The sequence below is a fragment of the Dyella terrae genome (genome assembly GCF_004322705.1).
GTDB lineage: Bacteria > Pseudomonadota > Gammaproteobacteria > Xanthomonadales > Rhodanobacteraceae > Dyella_D > Dyella_D terrae.
Map to the genome: position 1 here is coordinate 238,633 of NZ_SIZZ01000001.1, position 22,688 is coordinate 261,320.

Annotated in this window: 23 protein-coding genes; 14 read left to right on the forward strand and 9 right to left on the reverse strand. The window is 64.0% G+C overall.

The features are described 5' to 3' along the window. Positions 1 to 229 precede the first annotated feature (229 nt). Both EYV96_RS01165 and EYV96_RS01170 read right to left on the reverse strand, forming a co-directional pair. A complete protein-coding gene (locus tag EYV96_RS01165) occupies positions 230 to 790 on the reverse strand; it encodes a phosphatase PAP2 family protein (RefSeq protein ID WP_131149698.1) in 561 nt (186 codons plus the stop codon). Next, positions 759 to 1,919 (reverse strand): glycosyltransferase family 4 protein, encoded by a 1,161-nt coding sequence (locus EYV96_RS01170; RefSeq protein WP_131149699.1) that lies wholly within the window; start codon positions 1,917 to 1,919, stop codon positions 759 to 761. The genes EYV96_RS01165 and EYV96_RS01170 overlap by 32 nt, the downstream gene beginning before the upstream one ends. Positions 1,920 to 2,085: 166 nt before the next feature. On the opposite strand from EYV96_RS01170, the gene EYV96_RS01175 reads away from it, so the two are divergent. Continuing rightward, positions 2,086 to 2,520: a DUF4399 domain-containing protein gene (locus tag EYV96_RS01175; RefSeq protein WP_131149700.1), complete on the forward strand. Its 435-nt coding sequence runs from the start codon at positions 2,086 to 2,088 to the stop codon at positions 2,518 to 2,520. 57 nt (positions 2,521 to 2,577) lie between these two features. Here EYV96_RS01175 and EYV96_RS01180 read toward each other — a convergent pair whose 3' ends face one another. Continuing rightward, positions 2,578 to 3,108, reverse strand: coding sequence for a helix-turn-helix transcriptional regulator (locus EYV96_RS01180; RefSeq protein WP_131149701.1), 531 nt, complete (start codon positions 3,106 to 3,108; stop codon positions 2,578 to 2,580). Between the two features lie 476 nt (positions 3,109 to 3,584). On the opposite strand from EYV96_RS01180, the gene gltX reads away from it, so the two are divergent. Genes gltX through EYV96_RS01200 form a run of 3 tightly spaced genes read left to right on the forward strand, consistent with a single transcriptional unit; the run spans position 3,585 to position 5,814 of the window. Continuing rightward, positions 3,585 to 4,985, forward strand: a complete 1,401-nt coding sequence (gene gltX, locus EYV96_RS01190; RefSeq protein ID WP_131149703.1) for a glutamate--tRNA ligase — start codon at positions 3,585 to 3,587, stop codon at positions 4,983 to 4,985. A 9-nt stretch (positions 4,986 to 4,994) separates the two neighbouring features. Beyond that, positions 4,995 to 5,273 (forward strand): hypothetical protein, encoded by a 279-nt coding sequence (locus EYV96_RS01195; RefSeq protein ID WP_131149704.1) that lies wholly within the window; start codon positions 4,995 to 4,997, stop codon positions 5,271 to 5,273. 25 nt (positions 5,274 to 5,298) lie between these two features. Continuing rightward, a complete protein-coding gene (locus EYV96_RS01200; protein ID WP_131149705.1) occupies positions 5,299 to 5,814 on the forward strand; it encodes a transcriptional repressor in 516 nt (171 codons plus the stop codon). 46 nt (positions 5,815 to 5,860) lie between these two features. On the opposite strand, the gene EYV96_RS01205 is transcribed toward EYV96_RS01200, so the two are convergent. Further along, entirely contained in the window at positions 5,861 to 7,915 is a 2,055-nt protein-coding gene (locus tag EYV96_RS01205; RefSeq protein ID WP_131149706.1) for a TonB-dependent receptor domain-containing protein, read from the reverse strand. Positions 7,916 to 8,043: 128 nt separating this feature from the next. Here EYV96_RS01205 and EYV96_RS01210 point away from each other — a divergent pair, with 128 nt between their 5' ends. The 4 genes from EYV96_RS01210 to EYV96_RS01225 all read left to right on the forward strand — a co-directional run bounded on the left by EYV96_RS01210 (position 8,044) and on the right by EYV96_RS01225 (position 10,294). Beyond that, the gene (locus tag EYV96_RS01210; RefSeq protein WP_131149707.1) at positions 8,044 to 8,472 is read left to right on the forward strand and encodes a MerC domain-containing protein; all 429 of its coding nucleotides are present in this window, start codon (positions 8,044 to 8,046) and stop codon (positions 8,470 to 8,472) included. Between the two features lie 53 nt (positions 8,473 to 8,525). Continuing rightward, positions 8,526 to 9,488: a cation diffusion facilitator family transporter gene (locus EYV96_RS01215; RefSeq protein WP_131149708.1), complete on the forward strand. Its 963-nt coding sequence runs from the start codon at positions 8,526 to 8,528 to the stop codon at positions 9,486 to 9,488. A 116-nt stretch (positions 9,489 to 9,604) separates the two neighbouring features. After that, positions 9,605 to 9,766 (forward strand): 30S ribosomal protein THX, encoded by a 162-nt coding sequence (locus tag EYV96_RS01220; RefSeq protein WP_131149709.1) that lies wholly within the window; start codon positions 9,605 to 9,607, stop codon positions 9,764 to 9,766. A 195-nt stretch (positions 9,767 to 9,961) separates the two neighbouring features. Continuing rightward, positions 9,962 to 10,294 (forward strand): YegP family protein, encoded by a 333-nt coding sequence (locus tag EYV96_RS01225; protein WP_131149710.1) that lies wholly within the window; start codon positions 9,962 to 9,964, stop codon positions 10,292 to 10,294. Positions 10,295 to 10,300: 6 nt separating this feature from the next. On the opposite strand, the gene hutI is transcribed toward EYV96_RS01225, so the two are convergent. Genes hutI through EYV96_RS01240 form a run of 3 tightly spaced genes read right to left on the reverse strand, consistent with a single transcriptional unit; the run spans position 10,301 to position 14,495 of the window. After that, positions 10,301 to 11,530, reverse strand: a complete 1,230-nt coding sequence (gene hutI, locus EYV96_RS01230; RefSeq protein ID WP_131149711.1) for an imidazolonepropionase — start codon at positions 11,528 to 11,530, stop codon at positions 10,301 to 10,303. Continuing rightward, positions 11,527 to 12,924 (reverse strand): chloride channel protein, encoded by a 1,398-nt coding sequence (locus EYV96_RS01235; protein ID WP_131149712.1) that lies wholly within the window; start codon positions 12,922 to 12,924, stop codon positions 11,527 to 11,529. Before EYV96_RS01235 ends, hutI begins: the two co-directional genes overlap by 4 nt. Then, the gene (locus EYV96_RS01240; protein WP_131149713.1) at positions 12,921 to 14,495 is read right to left on the reverse strand and encodes a carbon-nitrogen hydrolase family protein; all 1,575 of its coding nucleotides are present in this window, start codon (positions 14,493 to 14,495) and stop codon (positions 12,921 to 12,923) included. The genes EYV96_RS01235 and EYV96_RS01240 overlap by 4 nt, the downstream gene beginning before the upstream one ends. 132 nt (positions 14,496 to 14,627) lie before the next feature. Between EYV96_RS01240 and EYV96_RS01245 the strand changes: the two genes are divergently transcribed. Together EYV96_RS01245 and EYV96_RS01250 are read left to right on the forward strand one after the other, a co-directional pair. Beyond that, entirely contained in the window at positions 14,628 to 15,989 is a 1,362-nt protein-coding gene (locus EYV96_RS01245) for a formimidoylglutamate deiminase (RefSeq protein WP_131149714.1), read from the forward strand. 62 nt (positions 15,990 to 16,051) lie between these two features. After that, positions 16,052 to 16,453 (forward strand): DoxX family protein, encoded by a 402-nt coding sequence (locus EYV96_RS01250; protein WP_131149715.1) that lies wholly within the window; start codon positions 16,052 to 16,054, stop codon positions 16,451 to 16,453. Positions 16,454 to 16,493: 40 nt separating this feature from the next. On the opposite strand, the gene EYV96_RS01255 is transcribed toward EYV96_RS01250, so the two are convergent. Next, positions 16,494 to 17,393 (reverse strand): LysR family transcriptional regulator, encoded by a 900-nt coding sequence (locus EYV96_RS01255; protein ID WP_131149716.1) that lies wholly within the window; start codon positions 17,391 to 17,393, stop codon positions 16,494 to 16,496. A 95-nt stretch (positions 17,394 to 17,488) separates the two neighbouring features. On the opposite strand from EYV96_RS01255, the gene EYV96_RS01260 reads away from it, so the two are divergent. Next, positions 17,489 to 18,604 carry an aldo/keto reductase gene (locus EYV96_RS01260; protein WP_131149717.1) on the forward strand — a complete coding sequence of 372 codons (1,116 nt, stop codon included), beginning with the start codon at positions 17,489 to 17,491 and terminating at the stop codon, positions 18,602 to 18,604. Between the two features lie 56 nt (positions 18,605 to 18,660). Here EYV96_RS01260 and EYV96_RS01265 read toward each other — a convergent pair whose 3' ends face one another. Next, a complete protein-coding gene (locus EYV96_RS01265; RefSeq protein ID WP_131149718.1) occupies positions 18,661 to 19,161 on the reverse strand; it encodes a Spy/CpxP family protein refolding chaperone in 501 nt (166 codons plus the stop codon). Between the two features lie 150 nt (positions 19,162 to 19,311). On the opposite strand from EYV96_RS01265, the gene EYV96_RS01270 reads away from it, so the two are divergent. The 3 genes from EYV96_RS01270 (at position 19,312) to EYV96_RS01280 (ending at position 22,457) form a co-directional block, all read left to right on the forward strand. Beyond that, positions 19,312 to 19,995, forward strand: coding sequence for a response regulator (locus EYV96_RS01270; RefSeq protein ID WP_131149719.1), 684 nt, complete (start codon positions 19,312 to 19,314; stop codon positions 19,993 to 19,995). Beyond that, positions 19,992 to 21,341 carry a sensor histidine kinase gene (locus EYV96_RS01275; protein WP_131149720.1) on the forward strand — a complete coding sequence of 450 codons (1,350 nt, stop codon included), beginning with the start codon at positions 19,992 to 19,994 and terminating at the stop codon, positions 21,339 to 21,341. The genes EYV96_RS01270 and EYV96_RS01275 overlap by 4 nt, the downstream gene beginning before the upstream one ends. 129 nt (positions 21,342 to 21,470) lie before the next feature. Continuing rightward, positions 21,471 to 22,457: a multidrug resistance efflux transporter family protein gene (locus EYV96_RS01280; protein WP_131149721.1), complete on the forward strand. Its 987-nt coding sequence runs from the start codon at positions 21,471 to 21,473 to the stop codon at positions 22,455 to 22,457. Positions 22,458 to 22,688: the final 231 nt, after the last annotated feature.

Here is a 22,688-nt window from a genome sequence, read left to right on the forward strand (position 1 = left end):
ACATCGTGATGATTTATTGAGCAGCGGTGTCGACGGCATCCAAACATGCGTCGTCTTCGCGTCGGAGTCGTTTGCATGCAAGGTTTTCCACAGCCGCTGTGGAAGTGGCTGGGAGAAGCCTGTGGATAGGTGAGGTAACTTGCTGATGCTGCAAGCGCGAGTTACGCACTGACGGTTTTTTGATCAGGCGTTGTTCTGGGCGTGATCGTAAGGTCGTCGTGGGTGAGCGCTACACCCACTGCATCAGCGGCAATAACCAAAGCGACAGCGTGCCGAGCATGCCACCGATGATCGTTGCGGCAAGCACATCGCTCGGGTAATGCAGGCCAAGGATGACGCGCGAGGCACCGATCAGCGTGGTGAAGGTCAGCAGCAGCGGTGCGAGCAGGGGATACCAGGCCAGAGCGACGACCGTGAAGCTCACCGCCTGCAAGGTGTGGCCCGAGGGAAAACTGAATTCATCCAAGGGTGGCACATGTGCGATGACGCCCGGGCAGGCGCGGAAGGGGCGGGGCCGTTTGGTCCAGCGCTTGAGCACGCGGTACAGAAACAAGGCGGTGAGACCCGTCAGGGCCATTTGCGATGCGGCGAGCAGACCGCGACGCCCGTCGACCAGGGCGAGCGCTGCCATCAGTGAATACCAGAACACACCATCGCCCAAGCGGCTGATGATGCCGAAGAAGACGCCGACAGCGCGTCGCGCACCCCAATGATTGGCGGCAACGCAGATGCGCCGGTCGATGGCCAGGCGAGGGCCGTCAGGCGTGGGCAGCGGTGGCAGGGTGTCCATGACTGTGCTCCTGGGCCATATCGCGCAAAAGGGTTTCGAACTCGCGGATCACTGCATCGGGCGAAAGACTGGCCATGCTGGCGTGCGCCGCGCGGCCCATGTGACGAATCAGGCTGGCGTTGCTGCCGAGCGTGGTGGTGGCTTCGATGAACGCCTTTTCGTTGCCGGCTTCGATGCGGTAGCCATTGATGCCGGTGGTGAGGTGTTCGCGCGCAGCGCCCTCTTCATAGGCAACCACCGGCAGGCCCGTCGCCAGGGCTTCGAGGATGACGTTGCCGAAGGTCTCGCTCAGGCTCGGGAACGGGAACAGGTCGGCGCTGGCGTAGTAGCGGGCGAGCGCGTCGCCACGCTGGATGCCGGCAAAAATGAAATCTGGATGCGCGGCTTCGAGCGCCGGGCGCGCAGGACCGTCGCCCACCCACACGTAGCGCGCCTTCGGCACGTGCTGTTGCAGGGCGCGAAAGGCGCGAACGGCGAGGTCAAGATTTTTTTCCGGCGCGATGCGTCCGACGTAGAGGACCACCGGCGTGTTGCCATCGACACCCCAGGAAGCGCGCAACGCGGCGTCACGATGCTGTGGATGGAACTGCTGCGTATCCACGGCCCGTCGCATCAGTCGCGCGGTGGTGACGCCCAGCTGCCCAAGCTCACTGGCCAGGGCCTGGGTCGGCACCAGCGTGGCGACGGCGCGATTGTGGAAATTGCGCATGTAGCGACGCACGAACTGGGTGAGGAAGCCCACGCCGTAGTGATCGGCATAGGTATCGAAGCGGGTGTGGAAACCGGTGGCGACCGGAATGCCGAGGCGTTTGGCGGCGCGAACGGCCGACCAGCCCAGAGGGCCTTCCGTGGCCACGTAGATGGCGTCCGGCCGCAAGCGATTCCATCGTTCCTTCAGGGCGCGTCCTGCGGGTAAACCAAAGCGGAGCCCCGGGTAGCGGGGGAGCGCGGCGCCACGCATTTCGGTGGCGACGATGCCCGGCTCGTCATCGAACGGCTTGGCCTGGCGGGGGCGAATCAGGTCGACGGTATGCCCGCGCGACGCCAGTCCGGCGGCGAGGCTATGGACGGTGAGGGCAACACCGTTGATTTCGGGCGGGTACGTTTCTGTGACGATGCCGATGCGCATGAGCAGAACTCGATCTGGCTTGACGCATCGTCCTCGCGGGCGGTTGCGGCCCCATGGCGCGTGGATGACGCCCGCATGACGGGCGGCGCTGCCGTGAAGGGCACGTGCACGCCAATCGGCATACACTCGGGAGTCTCAAGTCTCATCACACCAAGGAGTCCGACCGATGAAACGCATCCTGCTTGCCCTGGCCCTCGTCACTGCGGCCGGCGCGACCTTTGCGGCCGATACGCCCGCGCTTCCGGTCACCAAGGCCCCGGCCGGTGCCGAGGTCTACATCATCTCGCCCAAGGATGGCGCCACGGTTGGCCAGGACGTCACCGTCAGCTTCGGCCTCAAGGGCATGGGCGTTGCTCCGGCTGGCGTGAAGAAGGAAGGTACGGGCCACCATCACCTGCTGATCGACGTGAAGGAACTGCCGGCCGCCGGCCAGCCGATTCCGAAGGACGACAATCACGTCCATTTCGGCAATGGCCAGACCGAAACGACGATCAAACTGACTCCGGGTACGCACACGCTGCAGCTGGAGCTGGCGGACGAAAACCACATTCCGTTTGATCCGGCCGTGGTATCGAAGAAGATCACGATCCACGTCAAATGATCCCGATGAAAAAGCCCCGCCATTGAGCGGGGCTTTTTCTTTGGACGAATCCGGATCTCAGCCGAACAGGGGTGCCAGGTGCTCGGGCAGGGTGGTGCCGGGCAGGCGCGTTGCATCGCGGGCGATATTGAGAGCCATCGTTACCTGGGCCACGTCGAGCAATCTGGTGTCCACGGGTCGTTGCTGGTGTTCGGCCAGCCATGCCAGAACCGGGGCCAGGTGCCAAAGCGAGGGATTGCCTTCATGGACGGGAACTGGAAACGTGGCGACGTGTCCGGTCATGAGCTTACGCATGTTCTGGCGGGAGAAACCTGCCATCTCTGCCACATCCGTGAGGCCGACGAAGTCTGGTGATGCTTCGACCAGATGAGCATTGGGGATGGCCTTCTGCACGTCGCGAACGGCCGACGAGACGGCGACGAACGCGCTCTCCGCGTCCCGAGCAAAATCCAGAGCGATCCGGCCTTGCTGTCCCACGCCCACGAGCGCGTCATCGCATCCGGCATCGGCCAGCGCTTCGATCCAGGATTCCGGGTCGGCTGCTTCATGGGGCAGTTGAAACTTGAGGGTGAATTCGTAGCTGTTCATGGCTTGGCCTTCCGATGGTCATGCATGGTTTTTTCGATGGCGCAGTGGTCGACGACCCGTCTGATCTGCCGGGCGTGCGTGCCGGGGCATCGTGGCGTACTCCAGATGCACGCGATGCAGAATTCGCCACAACGGCATCCGTCGTCGTTGTAGGGGCAGAACATCTTTGCCCAGGCATGCGATCCACCGGGCTGGATTCGCCAGCCGCGGGATTCGGCATGGCGCAGGGCTGATTCGATTTCGGGCTTGGGGTGCGGTTTTCGTGGCACGTGTCGGGCTTCCATGCAGGGTAAGAAAGTAGATAGATGTTGTCAAGTGACAACCTTGTGCGCTTGCGCCATCCCGACCCAAGCGACGAAACCCGCCATGCTCCCGCTCCATGAGCCGCGTCGCCATCGGGCAAGCACCCCACGCGGTGTCAGCGTCCAGATCAGCTAAAATGCGCCGCTTCGCACCGCGCTTTCCCAAGAATCCCCATGACCGTTCGCACCCGCTTTGCCCCCAGTCCCACCGGTTTCCTGCACATTGGCGGCGCGCGTACCGCGCTGTATTGCTGGCTGGAAGCCCGTCGTCGCGGCGGGGAGTTCATCCTGCGCATCGAGGACACGGACCGCGAGCGCTCCACGGACGCGGCCGTGCAGGCCATCCTTGACGGCATGTCGTGGCTTGGGCTGACGCACGATGAAGGCCCGATCTACCAGACCCATCGTCTGGATCGCTACAAGCAAGTGGCGGACGAACTGCTCAAGGCAGGCAAGGCCTACTACGCCTACGAGAGCAAGGAAGAGATCGAGGCGATGCGTGAGGCCGCCATGGCCCGTGGCGAGAAGCCGCGCTACAACGGCTATTACCGTGATCGCAACGAGCCGTACCGTGACGATCCGAACCGCGTCATGCGCTTCAAGAATCCCGTCGAAGGCACGGTGGTGTTCGACGACAAGGTGAAGGGCCGGATCGAGTGGAACAACAACGAGCTGGACGATCTGGTGATCTTCCGCTCGGATGGCTGGCCGACCTACAACTTCGCCGTGGTCGTGGACGACATCGACATGGGCATCACCGAGGTGATTCGCGGCGATGACCACGTCAACAACACGCCGCGTCAGATCAACATCTATCACGCCCTCGGTGCGCCGGTGCCAGAATTCGCGCATCTGCCGATGATCCTCGGTCCCGATGGCCAGAAGCTCAGCAAGCGCCACGGCGCGGTCAGCGTCATGCAGTACCGCGACGACGGTTTCCTGCCGCACGCGCTGCTCAATTACCTGGTGCGCCTGGGTTGGTCGCATGGCGATCAGGAAATCTTCTCCGAAGAGGAGATGATCCGCTTGTTCGACGTCGGCGACGTGAACAAGGCGGCGTCGCGTTTCGACGTGACCAAGCTGTCCTGGCTCAACCAGCACTACCTGAAGTCCGATGACCCGCAGGCCATCGCACCGGAGTTCGAGCACCAGCTGCAGCTGGCAGGCATCGACTACAGCAAGGGCCCGAAGCCGGCCGACGTGATCGTGGCGCTGCGTGATCGCGTGCAGACGCTCAAGGAAATGGCTGAGCGCGCGAAGATCTGGTATGGCCCGATCGTCGAATGGGACGACAAGGCCGTCGCCAAGCACCTGCAGAACGAGACCGCACTGGCCGTGCTGAAGCTGGCGCGCGAACTGGTCGCAGGGTGCGAGTGGACGCCGGAGGCGATCCACCAGGCCGTCGAGCAGATTGCCGCGAAGCTCGAGCTGGGCATGGGCAAGATTGCCCAGCCGCTGCGCGTGGCGATGACCGGCACGCAGGTGTCGCCGTCGATTGATCACACGGTGTTTCTGGCCGGGCGCGAGGAGGCGCTCAGCCGCATCGACGTGGCCATCGGCAAGGCGGGCGGCTGATTCCACATCGTGGACGAGCTCCTCGCCAGGGCCTTGCAGGGAGTGGATCCGGACGCGCCTGATGCGTCGATCCGCATCTTCCTCAACCTGATGGCGATGGTGCCGTGGAAGGCGATGACGATCTGGAGCGTCGTCTTCCTGGTCGTTGGCGCCGGATTGGGCTGGCTGCGCGGCCGCACCTTGGAAGGGGTCATCTGGGCCGCCATATTGGGGCCCATCGGCTGGGTCGTGATCCTGCTTCGCCCGCGCCCGCCGAAACGGCCCGAGCCGCCGCCTTTGCCGCACTGAACAAGGGCGTTCGCCCGGGCGGTGTATGATCGTGTCCGAGGTGAATCCCGTGAACCAGCCCGCCAGCAAAACGCACTCGCATCATCATCACGATCACCACGACGACGCTCACAGCTTCGTGCGTGCGGTCGAGCATGCCAGCGAAGAGCGTGGACTGCGCCTGACGCCGCTGCGCAAGGAAGTGCTGGAACTGGTGGCCGCCGCCGGCAAACCGGTCAAGGCTTACGATCTGCTCGATCTGCTGCGCGAACGTCATGGCAATGCCGCGCCGCCCACGGTATATCGCGCGCTGGATTTTCTGCTCGAGAACGGCTTCATCCACAAGCTGGAGTCGATCAACGCTTTCGTTTCCTGCCACCATCCGGCCGAAGCGCACCAGGTACCGTTCCTGATCTGCGATGTCTGCTCCAGTGCTCAGGAAGTGTGCGACGAGCGCGTGGCCGAGTTGATCGAGGCGCAGGCCAAGGCCTTTGGCTTCCGTCCGCAGGCCCAGACGCTCGAAGTGCACGGCATCTGCAAGAACTGCCGTAAGGACACGTGAGAAGCAAGAGCGCGCACGCTCTTGCTTCCCGCCTCCCGGGTACCGTTTAGAAGAACGCCCGTACGCCCACCGACACGCTGCGCCCCGGCATCAGTACGCTGTCCTTGAACAGCGACGTCGCCAGTCGCGCCTTGCGATTGGTCAGGTTGGTGCCGTCGAGGAACGCCTCCCACTGATTCGATTCGCCATTGTGGAATGTCCACGCGGCATGCGCATTCACCAGCGTGTAGCCTGCCGTGCGCGTTTCGAAATCGGCGGTCTTGTTCTGGGCGAAGTAACGCACGGCACCGACACTGGCGCGCACATCGCCCCGGCTCCAGTTGAGCTGCGTGCCGAGGCGACCGGCAGGAATACGGGGGAGATTGCCTTCGCCATCGGTCAGCTTGGCGCGCACCGTGTCGCCATAGGCGCGCAGATCCCACGCACCGGAGTCATTGCGCGCGAGATGGAAGGTCGCTTCCGCTTCGGCGCCACGGAAAGTGGCGTCATGCTGCGACCACGTACGCACCGGCATGCCGTCTTCTTCCAGGCCCGTGTCGGCCAGGTAGATGAAGTTGTCGTACCGGTTGGTGTAGACAGCCACCTTGCCTTCGACGAGCTCACCATGGAAATGCAGGGCCAGCTCCGCCTGGTTCGCGGTTTCCTTGCTCAGGTTGGGGTTGCCGATTTCGAACGTATCCGAGGCGTGGTGCGGGCCGTTGGCGAACAATTCCTCCTCGGCCGGGGCACGTTGTGCGCGATCGAGGTTGAGGCTCAGATGCCATGCGTCGGCGAAGCGCCAGGATGCACCCGCTGAGAAACTCGACGGCGAAAACGATCGGCGCGGCTGATCATCCGGCGACACTGTCTGGCGATCCGTACGGGCACCCAGTTCGACCTTGATGGGGCCGAATTCGCGCTGTTCGGTCAGAAAGATGCCCCAGGCTTTGGTCGTCGTCGGCGGGACAAACGTCTCGTCGCCGATGGCGCTGAAGTTGCGGCGGATGTACTGCACGCCAAAGGCGCCTTCCCAGCCGGCGAGTGGTTCGTGCGTCAGCAGAATACGGCCTTCGTTCGCTTGCGTGCGGAACGTCGTGCCGACTTCGCTGCCTTCGAATTCAACGTGCTGGTAATCGTTGTGGCCGAAACTCACCTCGGCCTTGGCGATGCCGGCAACCGGATCGTAGAAGCCACCTTTGACGTCATATCGCGTCTGGGCCAGCTTGATCGTGGCCGCTTCTTCGCCGTGGTCATGGCCGTCGTGTTCGTCGTGATCATGATCGCCATGATCGTCGACGTCGCCCGGTTCGGCGGGGCTGCCGTAGGTGTCGAGATAGCGCGATACTGACGCACCGAAGTATCCCCAATCGCCAAGTACGGACGCGCCGACAGCGCCCGATGTCGTTTTCACCTGGCTGTTGGCCTGCGTGCCACCGGGGATGTCGTAGTTGCCGTCATTGCGACGCATGCCGTCGACGTGCAGGGCGAAACGATCGTTGCCCGCATCGGCGCGGAACAGGCCGGTCTTCCCGTCCGTGCCAGAGTCGTAGCGACCCTCCGCGCGTCCGGCAAAGCCGTTCGCCGGCGCGCGCATCGGAATGCGGCCGTCGACGACATTGACCACGCCGCCGATGGCGCCGGAGCCGTACAGCAACGTCGAGGGACCTTTCAGTACTTCAATCTGGTCGGCGAGGAAGGGCTCCACCGACGTGGCGTGGTCCTGGCTGATGTTGGAGACGTCCTGCGAACCGAGGCCGTTTTCCAGCACGGCGACACGGGGACCGTCCATGCCGCGGATGACCGGGCGGCCCACGGCCTTGCCCAGGCCCGTGGTCTGCACGCCGGGAATGCCTGCGACCGTTTCGCCCAACGTGCCGGCCTTGGCATCATCCAGGGCTGAGCCGCTCAGGACGGCGACCGGCGCCACAATCTGGTCGGCCTGCTGGCCCAGCGGGACGGCGTTGACGGTGACACCTTCCAGTTCCTTGGCCTTATGGCCGTGCTTATCGGTGTCCTTGTCGGTGGTGGCGTCGGCCATGGTGTCGGCATCGGCTGCCTGGGCGGGAAGGGCTAGGGCGCCCAGGCAGGTGCTCAGGGCGAGGGCCATCAACGTCTTGCGCATGCGGGTGAAGCTCCTTGGGGGCATGGAGGGAGGGGTGTCAGTCTGACTGGCGAACCGTTACGTTATAATGTAACATCGCTTGCCATGCACCCCTGCATGAAGTCACGCTTCGCCCCCCGGAGCCCCGAATGGACCAACCGCAAGTGAACAAAACGCGCTGGTGGCATGCCGCAGATCGCGTCGGTGCAACCGCGTCGTTTCTATGCGCGCTTCACTGCGCGGCATTGCCATTCGTTCTCGCGTTGCTGCCGCTATTGGGTCTTGAGTTCCTGGCGGATCACCGCTTCGAACGGGGCTTCGTGATCTTTGCCTGCGTGCTCGCGCTTGCCAGTCTGCTTGGCGGCTATCGACGCCATCGGCGAACCTTGCCGTTGCGTCTGGCGTTTCCCGGGCTGGCGCTTCTGCTCATCGGCGTCACGTTCGCCGAGCGCTATTCCATCGGCCTGCACAGCGCACTCGTCACCTGCGGTGGCCTGCTCGTGGCAGCAGCGCACTTCATCAATCTGCGTGCAGATGGTCATCGCGGACACGTCCACACGTCGGACTGCGCGCACTAGCCGCCCCGGCTGGTGATTGTGTAACGCCGCGGCCACTTCCTAGCATTCGCCCCATGAGCTCAACGCACGCCCATTCGCATGACCACGCCCATGGACATGCTCACGACCATGATCACGATCATGCGCACGGCCATTCCCGCTTCAGCGGCAAGGAGCGCAAGCTCGCGTTTGCCTTCGTCCTGACGACGCTGATGATGATCGCCGAAGTGGTGGGCGGACTCTGGTCGGGTTCGCTGGCGCTGCTGGCCGATGCGGGACATATGATGGTCGACGCGCTCGCGCTGCTGCTGGCGGTGCTCGGTGCGTGGATGGCGCGACGACCTGCCGATGCCCGTCGCAGCTACGGTTACGGTCGCGTCGAGGTGCTTGCGGGTTTTCTCAACGCACTGACGCAATTCGCGCTCGTGGCCTTCATTGTTTACGAGGCCGTCGTGCGTCTGTTCCAGCCGGCACCGATTCTCTCGGGCGTGATGCTGATCGTCGCCAGCTTCGGCCTGGTGGTGAACCTGATCGTGTTGCGCACGCTGCACGGGCATGACCATGACGACGTGAACGTCGCGGGTGCTGCCTTGCATGTGCTGGGCGACCTGCTGGGTTCGGTCGCTGCGATTCTTGCCGCGCTTGCCGTGCGCTGGATGGGCTGGCTCTGGGCAGACCCGGCGCTGTCGATCCTGGTTTCGCTGCTGATCCTCAACAGCGCGTGGCGGTTGTTGCGCCGCTCGGCGCACATCCTGCTCGAAGGCGTGCCGGAGGGGCTGAATACGGCCGACATCGAAATGGCGTTGCGAACGGCAGATGCGTCCATCAGCGATGTCCATCACCTGCATGTCTGGCAACTGGCCTCCGGCTCCCGCATGGCGACCGTGCATGCCGAATTGACCGTCCAGGGCACGGCTGACGACGCCATTCGCGCCATCAATCGCGTGCTGGACGAGAAGTTCGGCATCCGCCACGTGACGGTCCAGATCGACCCAGGCCCGTGTGGTGATGCGGCCCATGGTTGCGGAAGCCATTGATTCGGCTCACTGACTGGTATCGCAGTCCTTGCTGCGACAGGCCCGCTCTTGCACTTTGACGGCCCACTGATAGCATGGCGGGCCGTCCAATCAACGTATTTTCAAGGAGTTTCCCCATGGGCAAGGGCGATCGCAGAACCCGTCGTGGCAAGACCTATCGTGGCAGCTACGGCAACTCCCGTGCGCACGGTGTGCAGCCGGCAGTGGCCGGCGCCAAGGAAACCGTGACGAAGTCGGCTGCCGTGAAGAAGGCCGCGCCGAAGAAGAAGTCCGCCTGATCATCCGGCGACTTCGGTGAAGAAAGCCCCCGCCTCGCGGGGGCTTTTTTTTTGTCCTGCGCAAAGCGGGCACAACCGTTCCACACCGCCTTCACGCCCTTGGTGGCATCTGCATGGCCACGGCGCGCAAGAGGCCGCCAGGGGCATCAAGAGGGCGGCCAGTCAGACCTTCCATTGACGTCAGGGAGAGGGACGATGAGTGGCAAGTTCGAACTGAAAAAATCCAGCAACGGCCAGTTTCATTTCAATCTGAAGGCCGGCAATGGCGAAATCATCCTGAGCAGCGAGATGTACACGACGCATGCGGCAGCGCTGAACGGGATCGAGTCGGTGCGCAAGAACGCGCCCACCGACGAGCGCTATGAGCGAAAGAACGCCAAAAATGGCCAGCCCATGTTTAATCTCAAGGCGGCCAATCACCAGGTGATTGGTTCCAGCGAGATGTATTCAAGCGAGCGGGCGCGTGAGGAAGGCATTGAGTCGGTCAAGAAGAACGCGCCGGGTGCTGCACTCGACGACGAGGCCTGAGTCGTTTCAGGTCGCCAGGGGGTGTGCCTTGCCCTCGACGTAGACGGCCCGAAGCAAGTCACCGGCGATCCAGTAGCAGAGTTCGGCCGGTTGCTGGACATTCCACACGGCAAGGTCGGCGCGCTGGCCCAGTGCCAGCGTGCCGCGATCGTCGAGGCCCAGCGCGCGTGCGGCGTGCGTGGTGATGCCCCGCAGCGCTTCTTCGGGCGTCAGCCGGAACAAGGTGCAGGCCATGCCGGCCGCCATGCGCAGCGACAACAAGGGCGACGTGCCCGGATTGCAGTCGGTTGCCACGGCCATCGGGACGCTGCGATGGCGCAGGTTGGCAATCGGCGGCAACTTCGTTTCGCGCAAGGCATAGAACGCGCCTGGGAGTAGTACGGCCACCGTACCGGCGCGCGCCATGGCGTCGATGCCGTGGTCGCTGAGGTATTCCAGGTGATCGGCGGACAAGCCGCCGTACTGCGCGACCAGGGCCGCGCCGTCGAGATCGGACAACTGTTCGGCATGCAGCTTGACAGGGAGCCTCAGCGCCCTGGCGCGTTCGAACACACGTTGCGTTTCGCCATGCGTGAAGCCGATGCTTTCGCAAAAAGCGTCCACGGCATCAATCAGCCCTTCAGCGGCAAGCGCGGGAAGCATCTCGTCGCACACCAGCGCCACGTAGGCGTCGCGCTGTTCCTTGTACTCCGGCGGCAGGGCGTGCAACCCAAGGAATGTGGCGCGCGTGGTAACACCCAGTTCCTCGCCAATGCGTCGCGCAACACGCAGCATGCGCCGTTCGGTGGCCAGGTCCAGACCGTAGCCGGACTTGATCTCGATGGTAGTCACGCCATCGCGAAGCAGCGCCTGTGCCCGGCCCATCGACTGTGCGAGCAGTTCGTCTTCGCTGGCATGGCGCGTTGCGGCGACCGTTGACACGATGCCGCCGCCACTGCGTGCGATTGCTTCGTAACTGGCGCCATTCAACCGCAGGTCAAACTCATGGGCGCGGTTGCCGCCAAAGACGAGGTGTGTGTGGCAGTCGATCAGTCCCGGCGTCATGACGGCGCCACCGACATCGATGACCTGCGCCGCCGACGCGTTGTGCGGCAGGTCCGCGTGCGGGCTGACCCAGGCAATGCGCCCGTCCTTCACCGCGAGGGCGCCGTCACGAATCAGGCCGTAAGGCTCGGCGCCGACAAAGGTGGCCAGCGTGGCATGCGTGAAGAGCGTATCCCAGCGAGTGTGCGTCATGGCGTATCGGGTGAGTCGTTTCGAGTAGGGGCGGCAGCCTCCGACACGTCGTCGGGATCCGGCTCGGCTTCGCGCCGGGCCTTCTCGGCTTCGAACTGTTCGATCAGTTTATCGGCCAGCGCCTTGTAGACGGGCTTGTGGCTGAAAAGGGACGAGCATAGCCGGGCAATCAGACACGTTGCCATGATCGGCAGTGCCATCTGCTGGTTGGCCGTGAGCTCCATGGAAATCACCGTCGCGGTCAGCGGCGCCTGGGTGACGCCGGCCAGGTAACCGGCCATCGCAAGGAGGATGACTGCCGAGCCGTCTGCGCCTGGAACGAGCGCGGTGATGTTCTGGCCCAGGCCCGCGCCCACCGCCAGGGCGGGCGAGAAAATGCCACCGGGGATGCCCGCCCAGAATGACGCGATATTGCCGAAGAATTTCAGCACGCCGAAGCTGGCAACCGTATCGCCATGGCCTTCGAGGATGGCCCTGGCTTGCGCGTATCCGGTGCCGTAAAGCCCGGTATTCGTCAGCTGGCTGAGAAGTACCAGTGCCAGGCCGCAGCACGCGGCGAACACCACCGGCGAGCGGGCACGAAGCCGGCCCATGACACCGCGAAGGCCGTGGTTGTGAGGGACGATCAGGCGTGCGAAGAGCCCGCCGGCCAGTCCGCAGACCACGCCGGTGGCGAGCACGGCCCACCACGCTTGTCCCAGCGGCAGCGTCATGTCGAGCCGGCCGAAGTAGGCGTAGTTGCCAAGGATGCCCAGCGACACCACGCCGGCAATGATCACGGCGGTGAGCAGAATGCCGCTCATGCGATGTTCGAAGGCGCCGCTCATCTCTTCAATGGCAAACACGACGCCGGCCAGCGGCGTATTGAATGCGGCGGCGAGGCCGGCCGCCGAGCCGGCCAGGATGAAACGGCCGGCCGCCGCGGGATCGGCAAAGCCGAAGCGTCTGCCCAGCGAATAAAGCAGGCCTGCGCCGACGTGTACCGTCGGGCCTTCGCGACCGACGGAGGCGCCACCCAGCAATGCGACGAGCGTGAGTGCCATCTTGCCCATGGCCACGCGCAATGAAAGCAGGCTGCGACGAAAACCCTCGTCTTCCACGTGCAGTGCCGCGATGGCCTGCGGAATGCCCGAGCCCCGTGTCGGCTTCAGTGCACCTTGCGTCACCCACGCCAGCAGGGCGAAGGTGGCGGGCGTCACGATGAAGGCCCACCAGCGGCTGTGTTCGACCATCCGGTGGAACAGGCCGAACGCGAAGTCCGCCGCCTGGGCGAATCCTACGGCTGCGAGGCCAACCACCACGGCGCCGGTCCAGAACAGCACACGGCGTCGCCATTGCACGGGAGAAAAGATGTCGAGTTCGGCAAGTCGCTGGAAACGGCGGTAATCACTCATGAGCTCTTGTCGCGGCGCGGGGTCCAGCGCGTCTCGTAAAGGTCGAAGCGCCGGTCCTTCAAATTCTGTACTGCACCGGCGTTGCGCGCCCGGGCGATGCTCTCCAGACGCAGATCGGCGAACAGCACGGTTTCGATGTTCGGTTGCGAATCGGCGGCCACGCCATCGCGCGCGAAAGGAAAATCGCTGGGGGTGAGGATACAGCTTTGGCCGTACTGAATGTCGAAGTTGTTCACGCCAGGCAGATTGCCGACATTGCCCGACAGCACGACATAACACTGGTTCTCAATCGCACGGGCTTGCGAACAGTAGCGCACGCGCAGGTAGCCTTCGCGCACATCCGTGCAGAAGGGCACGAACAGAATCAGTGCGCCCTGGTCGGTGAGATGGCGCGCAACTTCGGGAAACTCGGAGTCGTAGCAGATCATCACGCCGATGGGGCCGCAGTCGGTCTGGATCGTGGCCGCCGTGTCGCCACCGGTGATGTTCCAGACAGTGCGCTCGCTCGGCGTGGGATGCAGCTTCTCCTGTTCGTGGATGGAGCCATCGCGCAAGCAGACGTAACACACGTTGTGGATGTCGCCGTTGGCCTGCTCGGTGGGATGGGAGCCTGCGATGATGTTGATGTTGTAGCGCACGGCCAGGCCACTGAAAAGTTCCTTCACCAGCGGCGTGTACTGGCTGAGCCGCCGAATGGCATCGACCGGCAGAAGCTCGGCATTCTCGATGGAAAGCAGTTGCAGCGTAATCAGTTCGGGGAAGGTGACGAAGTCGGCGCTGTAATCGGCGGCGATGTCGGTGAAGTACTCCACCTGGGTGGCGAATTCTTCGAAGGACTTGATGCGGCGTTGCTGGTATTGCACCGAAGCGACGCGCACCGAGTCGGGCAGGCGCTGCGGCGTGGGTACCGGTGGGATATCCGGCTGGTTCAGCAATTGTGGATTGCGCCAGACCAGATGCGCGGCATAGCCCAGCGAGTCATAGTCCGACGGCACGTAACCCCGTATCAGGCCGATCAGCTCAAAGCCGTTGTGCAACTGGAAACTGAGCGTGGGATCGCGGCGCCGTCCTTCGATCACCGCTTGAACGTATTCATCGGCGCTGCCGAAACGCTGGATATTGCGGGCAAGTCCCGGAATGCGTCCGCCAAACACGATGCCGCGCAGTTTCAGGTCGGTGCACAATCGCTTGCGCGCCAGATAAAGGCGCTGGCCGATGCGGATGCCCCGGTAGTCGGGATGCACGACCATTTCCATGCCGTAGAGCCAGTCGCCATCGGGATCGTGGCGCGAGCCCATGCCACCACCGGTGATCTGCATCCAGGTATGCGGGGACAGTGCCGCTGCCTCACCGATGCGGAAGGTGGCGCAATAGCCGACCACGCGTCCTTCGTAGACCGCCACGAACTGACCTTCCGGGAAATGCGTCTGCTGCGAGCGCAGCATCTCAGCGGAGTGTCCCCACTCGGGCGTGTAGACACGTCCGGTCAGGTCGACCAATGCCGGTACGTCCGCCGGTGTTGCCAGGCGAACGAGCAGCTTGGGAGCATTCTCAAGCGACTTCTTGGCCATGGCTGAAGTATGCCGGTGCCGGTGTGATGGCACTTTCACGCGTGAACGAATGGCAGGCGCCCCGAAGGTGCATGGCCTTCACCTGCCCGGAGCAGACGCCTACACTTTGGCCAACCTTCCCGGAGTCATGTCATGACCGCAGCCACGCCGTCTTTTTCTGCCGATCGGATCTGGACCGGCGACGGGTGGACGCCTGACGCGACGTTTGGCGTCAGCGGGCAAGGATATTTGACCTCAGCCTCGGGCAACGCCACGTCGGTAGGTGCATGGGCGTTGCCGGGCATGCCCAACCTGCACTCGCATGCGTTCCAGCGCGCCATGGCGGGACTGGCCGAGCGCAAGGGGCGCAGCGACGACAGCTTCTGGACCTGGCGCGAAACCATGTACGCCTTCGCCGCGCGCATCGGGCCCGACGAGCTCCAGGCCATCGCCGCCCAGCTATACATGGAAATGCTCAAGGCGGGCTATACGCAGGTCTGCGAGTTCCATTATCTGCATCACCAACCGGACGGCACGCCGTATGCGCAGCCCGAGGCCATGTCGCTCGCACTGATCGAAGCGGCAAAGGAAACCGGTATCGCTCTCACGCTGCTGCCCGTGCTTTACATGACCGGCGGTTTCGATGGTCGCCCGCTGGCGCCGCGGCAACGTCGCTTTGGGCATGCGGTGGGCGATTACGTCAGCTTGCTGGAATCCTTGCGTGCCCTCGAAGGTCCGGCGCTGCGCGTCGGCGTGGCCCTGCATTCCCTGCGCGCGGTGCCCGAGGCATCGATGCGTGCCGTGCTGGCAACGTCGGCGGCGGCCGATTGTCCCGTGCATATTCATATCGCCGAACAGATCGGCGAAGTGCAGGACTGCCTGGCGACGCGAGGCGCACGTCCGGTGGAGTGGCTGCTCGACCACGCGGACGTCAATGCACGCTGGACGCTCGTGCATGCCACACACCTCAGCGGACACGAATGTTCGCGGCTCGCGCGCAGCGGCGCCGTGGCGGGCCTGTGTCCAACGACCGAAGCCAATCTGGGCGACGGCCTGTTTCCCCTGGCCGATTTCCTCGATGCGCACGGTACGTTGGGTATTGGCTCGGATTCGCATATTTCGGTGTCGCCGGTGGAAGAGCTGCGCTGGCTCGAATATGGACAGCGCCTGGCCACGCGCCACCGCAATATCGCGGCGCGGCACGAAGGCGACAGCGTGGGCGAAACCCTGTGGCGGGCCAGCCTGAAGGGTGGCGCTGTGGCATCGGGCCTGCCAGTGGGCGCGCTGCGCGAGGGTGCGCGTGCCGACGTCATCGTGCTCGACGATACGGCTGCACTGCTCGCGGCCCGTGACGAGCGGTCGCTGATCGACAGTTTCCTTTTCGCCGGCAATGCGCCGCTGGTGCGCCATGTCATGTGCGGCGGTCAATGGGTGGTGCGCGACTTCAGGCATCGTGATGAAGAGCGCATCAGCGCACGTTACCGTGCGACGGTCGCACGCCTGGCCGCGCCGTAACGTTGGGATTGGCTTGAATGCATGCCGGCATGGTGCCGGCGTGCTCATCAGGGGGAGGCTCCATGGGAAACAACGATCTGGGAAAGTTGATTCTTCGCGTGGTACTGGGCGTGCTTATCCTGTTTCATGGCGTGTCGAAGCTGATTCACGGCCCGGGCTTCGTGCTGCAAGTGCTGGGACAGGCGGGGCTGCCGTCGTTCCTCGCTTACGGTGTGTATGTGGGTGAAGTGCTGGCGCCGGTCCTGCTTATCGCCGGGCTCTGGGCCCGTATCGGCGCGCTGATCATCGTGGTCAACATGCTGTTTGCTTTGGGGCTGGTGCACATGAGCCAGCTGGCGCAGCTGGCCGATACGGGTGGCTGGGCGCTGGAACTGCAGGGCATGTACCTGGGCGCGGCCCTCGCCGTGTTGTTCCTCGGTGCCGGGCGTTTCAGCGTCGGTGGGGCCAACGGGCGGTTCAACTAAGTCGGTGCGGTGCGCCTGGCGCCGTTGGTGGCCAGGCGCATCAATCGTTGAGGCGCTCGCGCAGGTAGTCCATCAGCACGCGCACCTTGGGCGGCACCTGGAAGCGGCTCGGGTAGTAGAGGAAGAACCCTTCGTAAGGTGGTAGCCAGCGTTCAAGCACGCTTTCCAGCGCGCCTTGCGCAACCAGTTCGCGCACTGCGGGCTCCAGCGTATGGGCCAGCCCGACGCCATCGCAGGCTGCTCGAATGGCAAGCGCCGGATCGTTGACGATCAGCGGCCCGTCGACATCGATCTCGAACCATCGCTGGCGCTCGGCAAACTCCCAGCGGTAGATGGCGCCGCTGGACGTGTAACGATTGCGAATGCAGACGTGTTGCTGAAGGTCCTTCGGATGCTGCGGTTTTCCATGCGTGGCAAAGTACGCGGGCGAGCCGACCAGCATCGAGCGCAGCTGTCGTTGCAGGGGCATGGCCACTACGTCGCGCGCAAGTCGCTCGCCAAGGCGAATGCCGGCGTCGTAACCGCCAGCGACCAGGTCGACGAGCCCGTCATTGACGTCGATGTCCAGTTTGAGCTCAGGCCAGCGTTGCAGGAATTCGACCTGCAAGGGGGCCACCAGCCAGTCCAGCACGATGCGTGGCACGGTGATGCGCAGGGTGCCGGCGGGGCGGTCGGCATGCTGGCGCAGATCCTCGATGGCGTCATCGATGGCGGTAAGCGCGGGAGCGATGCGGTCGAGAAACTGTTGGCCCGCCTCGGTCAACCCGACGCGCCGCGTGCTCCGCTGCAGCAGGCGCACGCCCAGGCGTTCTTCGAGTTGGCGCATCGTCTGGCTAAGTGCGGAGGGCGTGACATCCATCTCCGTCGCGGCACGCGTGAAGCTTCCACGCAGGGCGATGAGATGAAAGGCTCGCAGGGCAGCCGGGGCGTCGTCGCGCATTTGTTAGTTGGCCTAATAAAAGCATGTACAAAATTACGCTTTTTCCGGGCAATGGCAAGGCGGAGACTGCCCCCATTCCAACCGGAGGACGTCCCATGTCGCTCGACAATTACTTCACCCTCGGCCGTTCCGGCCTGCGCGTCAGCCGCCTGGCCCTGGGCACCATGACCTTCGGAGACGACTGGGGATGGGGCGCCGCCGAGACGACGGCACGCAGCATGTTCGACCGCTACCTGGCTGCTGGCGGCAACTTCATCGACACCGCGGACATGTACACCGAAGGCACCAGCGAATCCATGCTGGGCAAATTCGTCGAGGAAGCCGGCGTGCGCGATCGCGTCGTGCTCTCGACCAAGTTCAGCTACAACGCCCAACCCGGCAATCCGAATGCCGGCGGCAACGGTCGCAAGAACATCCTGCGCGCGGTCGAAGGCTCACTGCGCCGCTTGCGCACGGATTACATCGATCTCTATCTGCTGCACACCTGGGATCGCATCACTCCCGCGGAAGAAGTCGTGCGCACGCTCGATGACCTGGTGCGAGCCGGCAAAATTCGGTACGCGGGGCTTTCCGACGTGCCGGCATGGTACGCAGCACGTGCCCAGACGTTCGCCGAAGCCCACGCATTGACACCGCTGGTGAACCTGCAATTGGAGTACTCACTGATCGAGCGGCATATCGAGCACGAGTTCGTGCCGATGGGGGCCGAGTTGGGCATGGGCATCACCGCATGGAGCCCGCTCGGCATGGGACTGCTGTCCGGAAAATATCGCCCGGGCGAGGCAGGTGGTGCGGGCGAGGGTCGTCTTGCCAAGGTTAGCGGCGCGCCGGGATTCGATCGATTTACTGAGCGCAACTGGCGGATCGTTGCTGCAGTGGAGAAGGTTGCTAATGAGACGGGATATGGCATGGCGCAAGTGGCATTGAACTGGGCCGCTCATCAGCCCGGCATCGCATCGCTGATCGTGGGTGCCACCAAAGAGGCACAACTGGATGCGAATCTTGCGTCGCTGGATTTCAGGCTGTCCGATGCGCATCGCGCATGGCTCGACCAGGCCAGCGCGCCCGACGCACCCTTCCCGTACTACATGTTCGCCGACCGCCAGCAGACGCGGCTTCACGGTGGCGTGGCCGTGGGTAGCAAGCCTGTTGGCTATGCACCGCCGGTCTGGGTGCCGTCGACCGAGGTGCGCGACTTCAGCGCAGACTGAGCCAAAAAAGCGCCGCCTGCACAGGATCAGGCGGCGCTTCAAGCTTTCCTTAGCGCTTACTGGGCAGTCGACGCGCCCGAGACCGGGTGTTGGGCGCGGAACTGCTGCCACTGCTCCATGCGGGCCTGACGGTCAGCCTTCAGCTGAGCCATCTGCTGCTTTTGCGCCGGGGTCAGCAGCGCATAAATCTGCGCGCGGAGGGCGGCGCGTTGAGTGACGCGCTGCTGCGTGGCGGCAGCTTCAGCTTGTGCGAGGTTCGAGGCAGCCTGCTGGTAGCCGACCTGGTCCGGGGCCATCGCTTCGAACGCCTGGCGCTGCTGGCGCAGGTTCTGGAACTGACCCTTGTTCTTGGCGAAGCTGTCCTTCACCAACTGCTTGATGCTGGCCTTCTGGGCGTCGGTCAGATTGAGCTTCTGCATGCCCATCATCATGCCGTGATGACCGCCGCGACCGTGCCAGCCGCCGTGCGGGCCACCGTCCTGGCCAGCAGCGAACGCCACCGTGGTGAGGGTCATGGCCGAGGCCAGGGCCAGGCCGAGGAGGAGATTCTTGCGCATGGTGTGTACCTTCGTCGTGGGTTGGGGGACTTGCGAACTATTTGACGACGGCACCGCGTATATGTTCTTTGCCAAAGCGTAAAGATGCGTAAAGCCCGTGGCGTCGCAGGCGGGCGCCGGTTTGAATGGCCAAAACCCACGCCGAGCCTTATGTCCCGAATTCTCCTTGCTGACGACGATCGCGCGCTCACTGCCTTGCTGGCCGAATACCTGCAGCACGAAGGGTTTACGGTGGACATCGCATACGACGGCGACACGGCCTTATCCATGCTCCGCTCCCAGCGACCTGACCTCTTGATCCTCGATGTGATGATGCCCGGCAAGGACGGGCTCGAGACGTTGCGCGAGATACGCCAGCAGCATCGCTTGCCCGTGATCATGCTGTCGGCCCGCGGAGAACCGATCGATCGCGTGATCGGCCTGGAACTTGGCGCGGACGATTACCTGAGCAAGCCTTGTGTTCCGCGCGAGTTGCTCGCGCGCGTCCGTGCGCAATTGCGCCGCTCGGCGCCGGTGACGGCGGGCAGTGTGGAAGTGGGCGTACTCAAGCTCTTGCCCGGCGAGCGCCGGGCATTCGCGGGCGACCGGGAAATCTCGCTGACCGGGGCGGAATTTCTGTTGCTCCTTGCGCTGGCGCAGCGCGCGGGGGAGCTGGTCGACAAGGCCACGCTGACGCGAGCGGCGCTGGGGCGCGAGCTTGAGCGCTTCGATCGCAGCGTCGATGTCCACGTCAGCCGCTTGCGCCACAAACTCGCCGAGGCATCGGACCAGGCACCCCGCATCGATTCGGTGCGCGGTGCCGGCTATGTCATGACGCTGGGAGCTGCGCAGTGAGCCCGTTTCGCACATCGCTGTTCTGGCGCCTGCTGGTGTGGTTCTTTGTCGTGAACCTGCTGGTACTGGTGCTGGGCGGATTCCTCACGCGCCGGTTGATCGAGTACACCACGGAAGTCGAAATCAACTGGGTGTCGCTGGCCCAGGGCGCAAATGAAGCGTTCGACCGGGGTGGACAAAGTGGGCTGGAGAAATGGCGCAACGATCAGCGGCAGGACGGCATCGACGCCACGCTTTACGAAAACGGCAACGCCCTGGTGCCCATGCGGCTCCCTCCGACGGTTCGCGCGTCGCTGCCGGAGTGGCTGGCGTCGGGACACGAGCTGGTGACGCAGCCGTACCCGCGTTTGTATCTCGCCGTGCAGAACGTGACGGGTGCCGACGGCAAGCCGCGCCAACTGGTCGCTCTGAGCCGTACGCATGTGCGCCTTGCACCCCAGGCGCGTCAGCAGATTTTCCTGGCCATCCAGTTCGGTCTTTCACTGGTGATGATCGGCTTCGTCGGATGGTGGGTGGCGCGAAGCGTCGCGCGTCCCGTCGAGGCGCTTCGCGACGCGGCACGTCGAATCACCGCGGGCGAGTTGTCGGCGCGCGTGGGGCCGCGTGGGCAAAAGGGTCCGGGCGAGCTGTCCGCGCTTTCCGGCGATTTCGATGCGATGGCCGAGCGGATTGAGGCCCTGGTCGCGCACGACCGCGCCGTGCTTCAGGACCTGTCGCATGAACTGCGTTCGCCGCTCGCGCGTTTGCAGTTGATTCTCGATCTGGCGCAGCGAAGCCGGGGTGACGTGTCGGCGCCGTATTTCCTGCAGGCGGAACAGGAGATCGAACGGATCGACCGCATGACGGGCGAGATGCTCGCGCTTTCGCGCCTTGAGGCCGGCATTCCGGGGCTCGAGCGCGACAAGGTGTTGCTTGCCGACGTGGTACGGGAGTGCGTTGAACGCGCGGAACTTGATGCCAGCGCGCATCAGGTGCAGGTGAAGATCGATCTGGACGAAAGCGTGCAAGTGTTCGGCAATGTGCCCTTGCTTGAGCGCGCCGTGGGCAACCTGCTGGCCAATGCGATCAAGTTCAGCCCGAAGCAGGGCGTAGTGGACGTCATCGTGCGGAAGGCTGGCGGACGCGCCGAGGTAAGTGTCAAGGATCAGGGGCCAGGTGTTCCCGAGGGCGAGCTTGAGCAGTTGTTCCGCCCCTTCTTTCGCGGCAGCAATGCCGCGCGCGCGGAAGGCCATGGTCTCGGGCTGGCCATCGTGCGCCGTGTCGCGCAGGTCCACGACGGGGACATCATCGCCAGCAATATGGCCGATAGTGGTTTGGCGGTTCGCCTGAATCTACCGCTGGCGTGACGACCGGATTCGGGCGTTCTGCGGATGCTCGCGGGGCGGTGTTATGACGGTGCGCAGGCGCGGGGCCGTTGCCATTCCTCCCCGGGCTCTCCTTTGCCACACTAGTCTCCTTTCGCACGCGGACCGATCATGCGCTCTACCGCCCTTGCCGCCGTAGGCCTGGCCCTGTGCTCGGCCTTGTTCTTCACCTTCACCTACGTACTCAACCGCAGCTTCGTTGCGGGTGGCGGACACTGGGCATGGGCGGGCGTCCTGCGTTACCTGATGACGCTGCCGCTGCTGGCGATCGTGCTTCCGTTTCAGGGCGGATTGGGCGACTTGCCGCGGGAGTTGCGGACGTTCCCTCGCCAGTGGCTGGTGTGGAGTAGCGTGGGCTTTGTGCTGTTCGGCGTGCCGTTGACCTGGGCCGCAGGCAGTGGTCCGTCGTGGCTGATCGCGGGCAGCTTCCAGACGACGGTGCTGGCAGGACCGCTGATGGCACCGCTGATCTATCGCGACGAGCGCGCGCATCTGGCCTGGCGAAGTCTCGCCATCGGCGGGCTGATCGTTGCCGGCGTGTTCGCCCTTCAATGGGGGCATGCAGGCGGCCATCTGTCCGTCGGTGACTGGCTGGCTGTGTCGGCGGTGGTGGTGTCGGCCTTCGCATACCCGCTGGGCAATCGCATGCTGCTCCTTCATCTGGAGAAAACCGGCACGACGCTGACCGCGCTGCAGCGCGTCTTCGGTATGACACTGTGTAGCTGGCCTCTTTGGCTGGTACTCGCGGGTGTTACCTGGTGGTGCGTGGGTCCGCCCGGATGGAGGGAGGTGATGCTCGCGGGCGGTGTTGCATTGTCGTCAGGCGTCATTGCGACGGTTCTGTTCTTTCGTGCCACCGACATGGTTCGCAGCGAACCGACGTCGCTTGCGGCCGTGGAGGCCATGCAGGCCGCTGAACTGCTTTTTGCGACGCTCATGGGTGTTGTGCTGCTCGGCGAATCGCGTCCCCATGGATTTGCGGCCATCGGCGCCGTGCTGATCGTCGTAGGCATTGCCTTGTTCGGATGGATGAGCGGTCGCTCGGCAGCGGGGCACGCCAGGGAAGTGCGTGCCATGCGAACGGATCGTGGTGCCTGATCGACATATGGAGCATTTCGATTGTCGTGTTTTCGAAAGTGCCGCGTGACAACGGAGCATCCTGATTGATGCTGAGGCGCCTTCAACGTATCGCATGAGCGTTATGTTGCGCGGCAAACATCGCGCGTCATGGGTTCCTTTCATTTGCCCGTGACCTGAAAGGCGCGTGGCGCATCGGCCCATTTGGCATCACTATCGGAACTTGCCTGACGCGGCGCTTACGCGGTAAAC